The organism is Bacillus glycinifermentans (assembly GCF_001042475.2).
In the GTDB taxonomy this organism is placed as follows: Bacteria; Bacillota; Bacilli; order Bacillales; family Bacillaceae; genus Bacillus; species Bacillus glycinifermentans.
In genome coordinates, this window is the sequence record NZ_LECW02000045.1 from 541,807 (window position 1) to 555,870 (window position 14,064).

A 14,064-nucleotide genomic window follows, 5' to 3' on the forward strand; every position below is an offset into this window, starting at 1 on the left:
TTTACCGAATGACATTCATCGGGACAGCATCCATGTCCTTAAATGTATAATTTTCACCGGCCATCGCCCAAATAAAGCAGTAGTTCGATGTTCCGGACCCTGAATGAATCGACCAGGCGGGAGAAATAACGGCCTGCTCATTGCCGACGACGAGGTGGCGCGTTTCCGTCGGTTCGCCCATGAAATGAAACACTCTCTCATCCTCGTCAAGGTCAAGGTAAAGATAAACTTCCATCCGGCGGTCATGCACATGGGCCGGCATTGTATTCCACGTATTGTTTTGTTCAAGGAACGTAATGCCCATCATGAGCTGACAGCTTTTGATCCCGTCTGCATGGATCACTTTATAAAGGTTGCGGACATTCGAAGACGCCTCATCCCCAAGGTGATCATACGGAAGCTCGGAAAGCACTGCCTTTTGCACCGGATAATGCTGATGCGCCGTTGCCGAAACGAAATAAAATTTGGCACCGCCTTCATTCAAGCTTGAGAAGTAAACGTCTTTGTTTCCGAGTCCGATATACAGAAAATCTTTATGCCCCAAAACGTGCTCTTCACCGTCAACCTTAACGGCGCCCGCCTGTCCGACGTTCACGATCCCGATCTCGCGCCGTTCGAGGAAATAATCCGTTTTCAAAAAATCGAACGCATCGAGCTTAAGCGGCTCCTTGACCGGAACGGCCCCGCCGATTACCACCCTGTCTTCATGCGAATAAAACATATTCACTTGATTTTCCACAAACAATGACTCTATTAAAAAATGCTCGCGAAGCTCTGCGGTCGTGAAGCGTTTTGCCTGTTCAGGATGAACAGAATAGCGATTTTCCATACGTTCTCCTCCTTGGATTGGACGTTTTGGTTTGACTTGAATGAAGCAGAAAAGTTTTTGGTAACGGTTTCAAACACAAATTGTAAAGTAAATAATGGAAATCGTCAACAAAGTTTTCGCTTTTTTCTAAAAATGATCACACCAAATCTTGAAATCTAAAAAAAGTGATTCCAAATTTTTGAGAATATGGTATGCTGATTGTATAAAGTTTTTGAAATCGGTTTCAAATTTAAGGCGCATAGGAGTACTTGAATGAAGGATAAACAAACATCAAAAGCAACGATCAACGAAGTAGCAGCACATGCAGGCGTATCGAAATCAACGGTTTCCCGGTACATCAACGGCAAAATCGATGCGATATCGCCGGGAAAAGTCAAAAGCATCAAAAAAGCGATCGAGGAGCTGAATTATCGCCCAAGCCAGATGGCGCAAGGCCTGAAGGTGAAAAAGAGCAAGCTTATCGGTTTTTTAGTAGCCGATATTACAAACCCGTTTTCCGTCGCAACCTTGAGGGGAGTGGAAGAGGTCTGCGATCAGCACGGGTACAGCATCATGGTCTGCAACACGGATAACAGCCCTGAGAAGGAAAGGGAAATGCTGCACAAGCTGAACGCCCATTACATTGAAGGATTGATTATCAACACAACCGGCCAAAACAACGATGTCCTCATGGATTTGATCAGCCAGGATGTTTCCATCGTGCTCGTCGATCGGAAAGTACCAGGGCTTAAGCTTGATGCGGTTACGACCAATAACCGCGAAGTCACCAGTCAAATCGTCAATCTTATGTATGACAAAGGATACAGCCATGTCGGCCTGTTTACAGAACCGATTACGGGAATCAGTCCGAGGGAAGAAAGGGCTTCCGCCTACACCGAAATTGCCCTTGAGAGAAATGCGGGGCGCATCCCTCAAATATATGAAGTTGACGTAAAAGATAAAGCGGCTCTATTGCAGTCTGTCAAAAGTTTTTTGGCGTCAGGCGGTGATCGAGGCAAAAAAGCGATTCTCGGAAACAACGGCCTTCTGATGCTGAAAATCATCAGCTGCCTTTATGAAATCGGTGCAGCGATACCCGAAGATGTCGGCATTGCCGGATTTGACGACACCGAATGGTACAGATTAATCGGGCCCGGGATCACGACCATTGCCCAGCCGTCGCACGAAATGGGAAAGGTCGCAATGGAGAGGATCGTCAAACGCCTTGAAGGAGACGAAAGCGCTCCGCAAACGATCCAGCTCGAGGCGGAATTGGTTCTGAGGCATTCGCTGTAGCAAAAAGCACTCATGCCTCCTGGTATTCAGGGGAGAGTGTTTTTTTGCCCGGATTTGAAACCGGTACCATTTTGAAGGAGGAGGGGAAAGATGACAATTGATATTATCACGTTCGGCGAATCGATGACGATGTTTTATGCAAACGAAGCGGGGGAACTCTATGAAGCTTCATCATTTTCAAAGGCGCTCGCCGGAGCCGAGACAAATGTCGCCGTCGGACTCGCACGTTTAGGCTTCCGGGTAGGCTGGATGAGCAAGGTCGGCGATGATTCGCTCGGAACCTTCATTTTAAACGAATTGACAAAAGAGCGGGTCGACATCTCAGAAGTCAAACGCATGGCGGAAAGACAGACGGGGATACTGCTCAAGTCTAAAGTTGTAAGCGGTGATCCCGATGTGACGTATTACCGAAAAGGATCTGCCGCAAGCACGATGAGCGTTTTCGACTACCCCGGAGACTATTTTAAACAGGCGAAGCATATGCACATCACAGGCATACCGCCGGCATTGTCAAAGGATATGAGTGAATTCACATACCATGCCGTCGAACACATGAAGCAAGAGGGGAAAACCATTTCGTTTGATCCGAATCTCCGCTTCCAGCTTTGGCCTGATCAGGAGACGATGATTCATACAATCAATGAGATCGCCGCCATGGCCGATTGGTTCCTTCCCGGAATCAGCGAGGGAAAGCTTCTCACCGGTCTGAGCACACCCGAAGAAATCGCGGAATTCTATTTGGATCAGGGAGTCGGGCTTACAGTCATTAAGCTCGGTAAAGAAGGGGCCTATTACCGGACGGAAGAAAAAAGCGGCTATGTACCGGGATTTGAAGTTGATCGAGTGGTAGACACCGTTGGTGCGGGTGACGGTTTTGCTGTCGGCATCATCAGCGGTCTTTTGGACCGGCTCCCAATCGAGGAAGCAGTACAGAGAGCGAATGCCATTGGAGCGCTGGCCGTCATGGCCCCGGGGGATATGGATGGTCTCCCGTCAAGAGAACGGTTGAACGGGTTTTTGACAGATATGGAAAATCAAAAAATAGGAGGTTGACTTTGATGGAAATGTCCATGATCGAAAAAACGCAGGAACAGCTTGCAGATGCCGGTCTGATTGCGGTGATTCGCGCCAAGGATGCGAAGGCTGCCGAAGTTGTCATTCATCGCCTCATTGACAAAGGCATCACTGCGATTGAAGTCACATACACGACTCCGGGAGCGTCCAAATTGATCGAAAAGTTCGCCAAAATCGACGGCCTTCTTGTAGGAGCAGGTACGGTCATCAACGCAGAACAGGCGCGGGAAGCCGCGGATGCAGGGGCACAGTTTATCGTCAGCCCCGGGTTTTCAGGAGAGCTGGCCGATGATATTGCCTCATTGCATACGTTTTTTATCCCTGGAGTCATCACGCCGAGTGAAATTATGGAAGCGGTATCAAAGGGGTTTCGCATTTTAAAGCTGTTTCCCGGCGGCACATCCGGCGTCTCCTATATGAAAAATCTCGCCGGCCCCTTCCCGGATATTTGTTTTATTCCGACCGGCGGCATTCATCCGGGCGATGTCGAAAAATGGCTTGATGCCGGAGCGCTGGCCGTAGGGGTTGGAAGTCAGCTTAATAAAGCGTCAGAAGAAGACCTTCAGCGCATTTTTAATAGGACCAAACAGAAATAACGATATGCCGCAGCGTCATCATGATTCAAGATCAATAGCTTTGTTTTGTCATTAACTGAGATGGGAGCAAAAATGATGAAAATTAAAGCAACGATTGAACGCGTGCCGGGGGGCATGATGATTATTCCGCTGTTTTTGGGGGCGGCGCTGAATACGTTTGCTCCGGGCACGGCAGATTTTTTCGGGGGATTTACAGGTGCCTTGATTACAGGAACGCTGCCGATTTTAGGGGTATTTATTTTTTGCGTGGGGGCAACCATCGATTTCCGTTCTTCCGGCTATATCGCCAGAAAAGGGTTGACCCTCTTGATTGGCAAGGTGGGCTTTGCCGCTTTACTGGGATTGATCGCCGCACAGTTCATTCCTGACGAAGGGATTCAATCGGGATTTTTTGCGGGCTTGTCCGTACTTACAATTGTAGCGGTCATGAATGAAACGAACGGCGGACTGTATTTGGCGCTGATGAACCATTTAGGCCGCAAGGAAGACGCCGGGGCTTTTGCCTTTATCAGCACGGAGTCGGGACCGTTTATGACGATGGTCACGTTCGGCGTCACGGGTCTCGCGGCATTTCCGTGGGAGACGCTCGCCGCCACCGTCATTCCGTTTTTGATCGGCTGCATACTCGGGAATCTTGACCATGAGCTGCGCGATTTATTCAGCAAAGTCGTTCCGGCGATCATTCCGTTTTTTGCATTTTCGCTGGGAAATACGCTCGACTTTAGAATGCTTATCAAATCCGGATTCTTAGGCATTGTTGTCGGCGTGTCAGTCGTTATCCTGTCCGGAGCCTCTCTTTATTTGCTCGACCGTTTCATCGCCAGGGGAGACGGCGTAGCCGGAGTGGCGGCATCATCAACGGCAGGTGCGGCAGTCGCCGTTCCATATGCCTTAGCAGATGCAAACCCGGTCTTCGCTCCGGTGGCTGAGTCGGCTACGGCGATCATCGCGACAAGCGTCATCGTCACCTCCCTTCTGACGCCGCTTGCAACGATTTGGATCGAAAAACGGGTCAAACAAAGAAAACCTCCAAAACAGATCACCATTGACTATAAATAAATCGTCCGGCTGAAAGCGCCGCGGAACATTTCGTTCTGCAGCGCTTTTTTTTCGGCCTTTTCGGGGAACGTCACGAAATTGCCAAAATTAAAGAATGAAATTTGTGCTAACATCAATATGTAGTGTTTTTGTTTAAAAGAAACACAATATATGCTGTTTGATAGGAGAGGGAACGATGACACCTGGCGATAAAGAGCAAGGGTTAGTGCAATTAACGGAAACATTTCATGATATTGTAGGCTATGGAAATCACGATATTATGCAGGAAAACGCAAATGTCGACGGCCGTTCGCCGATGGGGCAGATGAGCCGATTTGCGTCAGAGAGCGCAAGGCACTATGCGCTTCATTATTTGATGGCGCCGGAAATTAAAGAAGCAGTCGATGACAATTTTCTATATCCGCACGATTTGGATTTTATGGCCAGCGGAACGACGACCTGCTGCCAGATCCCTTTGGGACAGCTTCTGAACGGCGGGTTTCATACGGGCCACGGCTCACTCAGGGAACCGAAAGACATCATGAGCGCGCTGTCTTTGGCTTCGATCATTTTTCAATCCAACCAAAATATGCAGCATGGCGGCCAGTCGTTTCCGATGTTTGACTATGACTTGGCGCCTTACGTCCGCAAAACGTTTGAAAAACACGTAAACAGGCTCAAAGGGTATCCGGCAGCATTAACCGAAGAGGAGATCACGGCAATCGCCTGGCAGGAAACGGACAATGCCACGTACCAGGCCTGTGAAGCGTTCATACATAATGCCAACAGCATGCATTCGAGAGGGGGCGGACAAGTTCCTTTCGTCTCGATTAATTACGGAACTGACACATCGAAGGAAGGCCGCATGCTGGTCAAGAATATTCTTAAGGCGACAAAAGCCGGACTCGGCAAGGGTGAGACGCCTATATTTCCGATTCAAATTTTCAAGATGAAAGAAGGAATCAATGTTCACGAGACAGATCAAAACTACGATTTGTACCGGCTCGCTTTGGAAACAAGCGCCGAACGGCTGTTTCCCAACTTCAGCTTTATCGATTCTCCAGTGAACGAACCGTTTTATGACGGAACGCCTGAAAGCGAAATTGCCTATATGGGATGCAGAACCCGCGTCATGTCCAACATCAATGGGAAAGAAAACAGCATCGGCAGGGGAAATCTGTCATTTACCTCAATCAACATTGTGAAAATTGCCCTGCTGAGTGAAAGCGTCGAGCAGTTTTTCGAAAGCTTGAGCCGCTATCTCGATTTAACCATTCAGCAATTGCTGGAAAGGTACGCTTTTCAATGCAAAAAACGAGCGAAGGATTTTAAATTTCTGTATTCGCAAGGCATCTGGCATGAAAGCGAAAGGCTGGGGCCGGATGACACGCTTGAAGACGTGCTCAAGCACGGCACGCTCAGCATCGGATTTATCGGACTGGCTGAGGCTTTGACCGCCTTGACGGGCAAACATCACGGAGAGAGTGATGAGGCGTTCGAATTAGGCAAAAGAATCGTTCAATTTATGAGGGACAAGGCTGATGAAGCAACGGAGAAGCACAAGCTTAACTTTTCGCTGATCGCGACCCCTGCCGAAGGGCTATCAGGAAAATTCGTCAAAAAAGACAGAATCCAATTCGGATCCATCAAAAATGTAACAGACCGGGTGTACTATACCAACTCGTTTCATATTCCTGTTCACTATAAGCTGACGGCGATCGAAAAGATCAGAAAAGAAGCGCCTTTCCACATGATGTGCAACGGCGGGCACATCAGCTATATCGAACTCGACGGAGATCCGAAGAAAAACGTTCAGGCGATGGATACGATCGTAGGTGCGATGCGCCGGGAAGGCATGGGCTACGCTTCCATCAACCATCCGGTCGACCACTGCAAAGCGTGCGGGTTCACCGGCATCATTGACAACGAATGCCCGCAATGCAAAAACAGCGATGAAGCTTTAATTGAGAGAATCAGAAGGATTACCGGCTATTTGGTCGGAGACATGTCAAAATGGAATTCAGCTAAAAGACAAGAAGAAAAGGACAGAGTGAAGCACCAATGAAAGTGATGAACATTATCCATGACAGCATCGTAGACGGAGAAGGTTTGAGAACCGTTGTATTTTTGGCGGGCTGCCCGCACATGTGTGAAGGCTGCCACAATAAACAAAGCTGGAACATCAACAACGGATTTGACATGACCATTGACGAAGTATTTGAGGAAATTATGACCAATCCTTTGACAAACGTGACCTATTCCGGCGGAGAACCGCTCTTGCACACAGCTGAGCTGATCGAATTATCCAAGAAAATTAAACGGAACTCTGAAAAAGATATTTGGCTGTACAGCGGCTACACGTACGAACAGATTTTAAACAACGACAAACACAGCGCGCTTTTGGAATATTGCGATGTGCTTGTGGACGGGCCGTTCGAGATCAAAAAGAGAGATTTGACATTGCTCTACAGAGGCAGTTCAAATCAAAGAATCATCAAACTGTCATGAAGGAGAAAATCCCGGGCTTTTGGAATAAGTCCGGGATTGACTTCTTTTATAATAGCGTCATAATGAATATGAAAAGGGGTAAGACAAAAAAGAAAGCGTTTTATTTTTGGCGATAGAGACGACAAAGGGAGGAGAAGGCTGCATGACGCAATCACCGATATTTTTACAGCCTGAATTCACAGAAAGGATATGGGGAGGGACAAGTTTAAGGGAACATTTCAGCTATGACATCCCTTCTGATCTAACAGGTGAATGCTGGGCCGTATCCGCCCGACCGGGCAGAGCGAATGTGGCGACCTCTGGGCCTTATCAAGGAAAAACGCTCGCCCAGCTTTGGGACGAGCACCGCGAACTGTTCGGCGGAACGGAAGGCGACCGTTTTCCGCTGCTGACAAAAATTCTTGATGCCAGTCAAAACATGCCGGTGCAGGTTCATCCCGATGATCATGAAGCAGCAGAACATGAAAACGATGAACCGGGAAAGGCGAAATGCTGGTATATCATCGAATGCAAAGAGAATGCCGAGATTGTATACGGTCACACCGCCAGAACGCGGACGGAGCTTGTCACGATGTTCCATAGCGGCGATTGGGAAACCTGCCTGAGACGGATCAAAATCAAACCGGGCGATTTTTATTACGTGCCGAGCGGAACGATCCATGCCCTTTGCGAAGGCACGCTTGCGCTTGAAACCGGACAAAACTCCGAAGCGGCGTACCGCGTCTATGATGATGACCGGACAGAGAGAAACGGAGAAAAGAGCGAACTCCATCTTGCACAGGCGATCGATGTCACAACCGTGCCGCATGTTGACGGATATACCGACGAGTCGACGGAAACCCAAAAAGGAATCACGATTAAAACGTTTGTAGAAGCGGAGTATTTTTCAGTATACAAATGGGAGATTGACGGATGCGCCGAACTGACGCAGGATCACCCTTTCTTCCTGTGCAGCGTCATTAAAGGAGACGCTAAACTGATTCAGGACGGTGAAGCGTACGGTATAAAAAAAGGAACAAACTTTATCCTGCCGGCTGAGACAAACGATTTTACCATAGAAGGATCGTGCGAATTGATTGTTTCACACATTTAGAAAAAGCTTAGGCTGCCAAAAAGGCGCCTAAGCTTTTTTTATTGTGAAAAAATCGTTTCGGGATGACGATAAAAAAAGAAAGCGAGTTTCATATTTTAAGAGTCTCGGGTAGGGGGAAAGGATACGTGAACAAAAACATCAAGAAAGCCGCTTTTTTCGCTGCCGGTCTGCTGATTATCCAGGCGGGATTTACAGCGAACCCTGCATTTGCAGCATATACGGATACTTCCGTATACAAAATTGAAACACCTAAAGAGTTCAGCAGTAAAACCGAGGCCGTAAAAGCAGCCGAAAAACTAACAAAAGATACGGGGTGGAAAGCCGGTACAAAAGAATCCGGAAAAAACGGCACGACATATGAACTGGCAACGGGCGGCATCGAAGGAGAAGCCAAAACGAAAGACCTGCTTCTTCAATTCGGGAAAACAACAGGCCTGAAGGGGATATACGCACCTGTTGGAAAGCAGGAACCTTTTGTACAAGCCGTATCCAAGGAATTTTCAGGAGAAACAAAGGCGAAGGAGCTCGCTCTCCAATTTGAAAAAGAAACCGGTCTGAACGCATCCTATGCATCATCCGGGAAACAAACGCCTTACGTCAAGATCGTCTCTGATCCAGTCAAAGGTGAAAGCCAAACAAAGTCCCTGTTGTCGCGTTTTGAAAAAGAGACAGGACTAAAGGGGACATACGTCCCGTACGGAGCGGGGCAGAACATGGTAAAGCTGACCTCCGGGGAAATAAGCGGGGAAAGCAAAGCGAAAACGCTGCTGTCGCAATTTGGAAAAGAGACCGCTCTGAAAGGATCGCTTCAGACTGTTAAAAAACAGGAAGTTCAATATAAAGTCGTAACAGGCGCCATACAGGGCGAAGCAAACGCCAAAAACCTGCTGAAGCAGTTTGAACAACAGGTGAAAATTAAAGGTTCCTACGAAGCAGCCGGCAGGCCCGAGCAGCTGTACAATGCAGTATCGGGATATTTCAACGGTGAAAAAAGCGCCAAAAATGCTGCCGCGCAGATTAAAAACGGCACAGGCGTTTCCTCAAGCATTGAACGGGTGAAAAAAACGAGGTACTGGATCGTCAGCATGAAAAACGTGAACGGTCAGCAGCTCAACAAAATAAAAGCTTTTTTCAAAAAGAAAACGTGGCGCTACACGTCCTCAAAAGCGGGAACAAAGCAAGCAGCTTTCCAGATCGTCTCATCCCAGGTTGCAGCACAAAGTAAAGCAGCCGCGGGCGTCAACTTCTTTAAAGGCAAAAAGGTACAGGCCTCCGTTCAAAAAAACGGAACCAAAACGACGAGCCGCTACCGGATCGTCTCAGCCGAAACAGCCTCGCAAAGCCAAATGAAAAAAGGGCTTGATTTCTTTAGCGAAAACGGCGCTCCGGGAACAGCAGCTCAAACGGGAAAGAAAATCTACAGCCAATACAGACTGACATCTGAAGCCGTATTCGAACAAGAAAAAATAGCAAAAGCGCTCCGCTTTTTCCAAACGAACGGCATCAAAGCAGTTTCGGAAAAAACAGGACAGGTCTACAGCCAATACAAGCTGATGTCAGAAGCCGTCATCGGTCAGGACAAGCTGAACCAGGCCCTTAAGTTTTACAGCAAGAAAAATATCGCGGGCACCATCCGGCAAACAGGGAAATACGGCTACAGACAGTACAAGATTACCGCAAGCCGGATCACGAGCAAATCAAGCCTTGACAAAGGCATGAATTTTTTCAAAAAGAACGCTGTCAGCGCCTCTTACAGCACGAAAACGACAAGCCTGTACAATGTCATTATTAACAAACAATTCACGGGCAAAGACCGAGCACAAGCCGCCGCCGGCGTAATCAAAAAGAATTACGGCTGGACGGCAAATATCGTAAAAATCAAAGACGGCCCGCAATTGATGACGACCGATTACGGAATCACGCTGAGCCAGATGATTGACAAACAGATGAAAGTCAGCCCGCAAACGGATGCCGCGGCATATGTTTCATTAACATACATCAATACCGCGAACCAAACTGTGACTGCGGATGTTCTCAATGTCAGATCAAGCCCCCGCGTCACAAGCGGAAATATCATCGGCCAGCTTGAAAAAGGCGATAAGGTCAACATCATCTCACAAGAAAACGGCTGGGGGAAAATCCGGATGAACTGGAGAAACGCCAGCAGGGAAGAAGTCGAGAAATACGTCAATCCGGACAATTTCACACAAGACAGTTCGGCATACTTCCAATTTTTAAAGCTGTCGAAAACAGCCGGTTTGAACGCTGCAGAAGTCAATTCCAAAATCCTTTATAATAAAGGGATTTTAGCAGGAAAAGGCCAATCATTCATCGGTGCCGCGAGAACATACAGCATCAACGAACTGTATCTCATCTCACACTCCCTCCTTGAAACAGGGAACGGCACCTCGCAATTGGCAAAAGGAACGACATTCAACGGCAAGAAGGTCTACAATATGTACGGCGTCGGAGCGTACGACAGCAACCCGCTCTACTACGGCGCAAAATACGCCTATGAACAAGGCTGGTTCACCCCGGAAGCCGCTATTATCGGAGGAGCCAAATTTATCGGCCAATCGTATATTCACAATCCGGCCTACGAGCAAGACACGCTCTATAAAATGAGATGGTCGCCGAACGCCCTGCATCAATATGCGACAGACGTCGGCTGGGCTTCCAAGCAGGTCACCAGAATGTACAGTCTTTATACATTGCTTGATGATTATACGCTGTATTATGATGTGCCGGTTTATCGATAGGCTGGCACAAAAAAGACCGGTCCTGATCCATTAGGAACAGGCCGGTCTTTTTTTGCCTTCAAGCATCTGTTGTTCGATAAACTCGAGCAGCTTCCTGCTGGCATCGCCATGTGAATACTCATTCCATTCATAAGAAAATCGTTTAATCTCTTCATGCACATGGTGAATGTTCTTTAGTTCTTCAAGAAGCATGCCGCGGGTAAGACAGGCTTTCCCCGGGATCACCGCTTCATAGCCGTCAATCAGTCCGCGTTTTTTATCGTACTCTTTAAGATCATACGTGTAAAACAGCATCGGTTTATCCAGCAGGGCGTATTCGAAAGGGATCGAGGAATAATCCGATATCAGCACGTCGCTTGCATGCAGAAGATCCTTTAATGGAAGATCTGAAACGTCCTTGATCATGCCTTCATATTCCTCAAGTCCGACATGATTGCGAACGGCCGGGTGCAGCTTAACCCAAAGCAAAAATTCTCCCTTTAATTCTTCAGAGAGGTGCTCTTTTGAAAAAGGGAGTTTCACGCTTGTCATATTATAGTCTCTGTACGTCGGCGCATAAAGGATGACCTTTTGGCCCGAAGTTTCCAAAGGGCGTGTCTCATCTTTAAAATACTGATCAGTCAGGGGAACGCCTGTCCGCAATATCTGCTCATCCTTTACACCGAATGAGCGCTTGAAAATGTCCGCCATCTTTTCCGATCCGACAGCGATATAGTCAAATGAGGCGTATACTTTTTTAAACCTCTTCATATCTGCGGGCGTTCTGCGGCGATTTCCGATATCCTCAAGGCCGAACTTCTTCAGCGCGCCGTTCGCATGCCAAATCTGGATGCATTTCGTCTGCGGCCGTTTGCGAAGCACGCTCGTCAGCAAAAAATAATTATCCGTAATCACGCATTTGCTTTTGAACATGCTGTAAACGGCCCGCATCAAATGAAAAGGATTTTTTTCATTGATAACGCATGATGAAACAGACGGGTATCCATTAGCAAGGGAAACCGCATGCCGGGTATACAGCACTTCCAATTCAAACGGACGGCCTGAGTCCTCATATTCATTTAGGAGCGCTCTTGCGTTATCCTGGAAGGAAACGAGAAGAACGGCTCTGTTTCGGGGCTTCACCCATGTCAGCATAAAGCTGATCACCGAAAGGAAGCCGGAATAAAACATGGCGAGCAAAGATCGTATATTCATGATTCAGCCTAATCTCTTTCTATGCATCGATTTGTTTTGACCGCTCTTTCACCTGTTCAGGATAATAGCTCTGTTTTTGAACCTTTTCCTCCTTCAGAACAGTAAAAGCATATTTCGGGATATTGAGCATCCGTTTCCATCTTGAAGGGTTTGTCAAAAGACGGTACAGCCATTCAAGGTTCAAGCGAATCAGGAAGTTCGGCGCGCGTTTTACCGTGCCGCTGAAAACGTCGAAGCTTCCGCCAAGCCCGATTGCAATGGCCTGCGGAAACAGATGCTTATATTCATAAATAAACCTTTCCTGATGCGGGTAGCCAAGAGCTACGAACACCATGTCAGGTTTGGCCTTCGCGATGCGTTTGGCCACCGCTTCTTTGTCCTGTGCATAGCCGTCTGAATATCCGACAATGCTGATGCCCGGGTATTCAGAAGAGATGCGGTCGACGACGGCTTGATTAACCTCTTTCTTCGCACCGTATAAAAAGATTCTTTTCTGTTTATCGTTGGCGATCTTCAGCAGGTTGACAAACACATCATAGCCCGCAATTCTTGATTTTAACCGGTTATTCGTCAGCTTTGACATCATCACGACGCCGATGCCGTCGGGCAGTATAAAATCCGCTGCTGACAAAACGTCGCAGTAGCTGCTGTCTTTTGCAGCTGCATATCCGATTTCAGGGTTGACGGTGGCGATATAAGCACCGACCCGCTGATTAATGTATGACTTCTCAAGATGATGCAAAAAGCCGGATAAATCGGCGTTTACATATGACAGGTTATAAATTCGCTCCGTTTGCAACATCATCTCCTCCTTCCGATATAAAAGTCCAATTTATATTTAAACGAAATGAAAATGTCTAAGAAAAACAACCAGCCCAAAAATTCCATCGGTCTAACGTATATTTTAACATAGATGATTCATAAAAGCTTAACAATATCTTTACAGCAGATTAAGATTTTTTACGCTGTCTTCAGACATCAGGCGAAACGGGACAAATCTTAAAACAAAATTTGGAATTTTATTTGCCATTTACAATGCTTAACGTTTAATATGCAATGTGCTATAATAAATGATCAGTGAAGACATGCGGAAAAATTGTCTTTTTTAGTGAAGAGTATACGTGTTTTTCGGATAGAGAAATTTCGGAAAGTTAATCATAGTGGTTTTTGAACGTTATAGATTAGGAAGGAGAGTACATTTAACATGAAGAAAGTCATCACATACGGAACATTCGATTTATTGCATTGGGGACATATCAAATTATTGGAACGCGCCAAACAGTTGGGCGATTATCTTGTCGTAGCGATTTCTACGGACGAGTTCAACCTTCAAAAACAGAAAAAAGCTTACCATAGCTATGAGCACCGCAAACTCATCCTGGAAACCATCCGCTACGTCGATGAAGTCATCCCGGAAAAAAGCTGGGATCAGAAAGTCCAGGATGTTATCGACCATGATATTGACGTTTTTGTCATGGGGGATGACTGGGAAGGAAAATTTGATTTCTTAAAAGAACACTGTGAGGTCGTCTATCTGCCAAGAACAGAAGGAATTTCGACGACAAAGATCAAAGAGGAAATCGCCGGCCTGTAATGGAAAGAGAAATAGAGTTCTTTAAAGAAGTACTTTTCCTGAAAAAGGAAAAGTACTTCTTGTAATTTTGAGCTTGTTTAGCTATATTTGTATTGCACAAATTC

General features: G+C 46.9%; 12 protein-coding genes. 9 read left to right on the forward strand and 3 right to left on the reverse strand.

Annotated features, from left to right (window positions below):
- Position 1: 1 nt before the first annotated feature.
- A complete protein-coding gene (gene kduI / locus AB447_RS22030; RefSeq protein ID WP_048354046.1) occupies positions 2-829 on the reverse strand; it encodes a 5-dehydro-4-deoxy-D-glucuronate isomerase in 828 nt (275 codons plus the stop codon).
- Between the two features lie 252 nt (positions 830-1,081).
- Between kduI and AB447_RS22035 the strand changes: the two genes are divergently transcribed.
- From AB447_RS22035 to AB447_RS22070, 8 genes are all read left to right on the forward strand, one after another.
- The gene (locus AB447_RS22035) at positions 1,082-2,104 is read left to right on the forward strand and encodes a LacI family DNA-binding transcriptional regulator (RefSeq protein ID WP_057957750.1); all 1,023 of its coding nucleotides are present in this window, start codon (positions 1,082-1,084) and stop codon (positions 2,102-2,104) included.
- A 90-nt stretch (positions 2,105-2,194) separates the two neighbouring features.
- The gene (locus AB447_RS22040; protein WP_048354045.1) at positions 2,195-3,157 is read left to right on the forward strand and encodes a sugar kinase; all 963 of its coding nucleotides are present in this window, start codon (positions 2,195-2,197) and stop codon (positions 3,155-3,157) included.
- 5 nt (positions 3,158-3,162) lie between these two features.
- Complete coding sequence (locus tag AB447_RS22045) at positions 3,163-3,774, forward strand: bifunctional 4-hydroxy-2-oxoglutarate aldolase/2-dehydro-3-deoxy-phosphogluconate aldolase (RefSeq protein WP_048354044.1); 612 nt, start codon at positions 3,163-3,165, stop codon at positions 3,772-3,774.
- A gap of 75 nt (positions 3,775-3,849) precedes the next feature.
- Entirely contained in the window at positions 3,850-4,833 is a 984-nt protein-coding gene (gene kdgT, locus AB447_RS22050) for a 2-keto-3-deoxygluconate transporter (protein WP_057957751.1), read from the forward strand.
- A 175-nt stretch (positions 4,834-5,008) separates the two neighbouring features.
- Positions 5,009-6,877 (forward strand): anaerobic ribonucleoside triphosphate reductase, encoded by a 1,869-nt coding sequence (locus AB447_RS22055; RefSeq protein WP_048356059.1) that lies wholly within the window; start codon positions 5,009-5,011, stop codon positions 6,875-6,877.
- Positions 6,874-7,320, forward strand: a complete 447-nt coding sequence (nrdG, locus tag AB447_RS22060; protein ID WP_046130110.1) for an anaerobic ribonucleoside-triphosphate reductase activating protein — start codon at positions 6,874-6,876, stop codon at positions 7,318-7,320. Before AB447_RS22055 ends, nrdG begins: the two co-directional genes overlap by 4 nt.
- 142 nt (positions 7,321-7,462) lie before the next feature.
- Complete coding sequence (gene manA / locus AB447_RS22065; RefSeq protein WP_048356060.1) at positions 7,463-8,413, forward strand: mannose-6-phosphate isomerase, class I; 951 nt, start codon at positions 7,463-7,465, stop codon at positions 8,411-8,413.
- Between the two features lie 125 nt (positions 8,414-8,538).
- On the forward strand, positions 8,539-11,172 hold the full coding sequence (locus tag AB447_RS22070; protein ID WP_053071244.1) for an N-acetylglucosaminidase: 2,634 nt from the start codon (positions 8,539-8,541) through the stop codon (positions 11,170-11,172).
- Between the two features lie 30 nt (positions 11,173-11,202).
- On the opposite strand, the gene AB447_RS22075 is transcribed toward AB447_RS22070, so the two are convergent.
- Both AB447_RS22075 and AB447_RS22080 read right to left on the reverse strand, forming a co-directional pair.
- Entirely contained in the window at positions 11,203-12,366 is a 1,164-nt protein-coding gene (locus AB447_RS22075) for a CDP-glycerol--glycerophosphate glycerophosphotransferase (RefSeq protein ID WP_048356061.1), read from the reverse strand.
- Positions 12,367-12,385: 19 nt separating this feature from the next.
- On the reverse strand, positions 12,386-13,165 hold the full coding sequence (locus AB447_RS22080) for a WecB/TagA/CpsF family glycosyltransferase (protein ID WP_048356067.1): 780 nt from the start codon (positions 13,163-13,165) through the stop codon (positions 12,386-12,388).
- Between the two features lie 405 nt (positions 13,166-13,570).
- Here AB447_RS22080 and tagD point away from each other — a divergent pair, with 405 nt between their 5' ends.
- Positions 13,571-13,960: a glycerol-3-phosphate cytidylyltransferase gene (gene tagD, locus AB447_RS22085; protein WP_023857183.1), complete on the forward strand. Its 390-nt coding sequence runs from the start codon at positions 13,571-13,573 to the stop codon at positions 13,958-13,960.
- Positions 13,961-14,064: the final 104 nt, after the last annotated feature.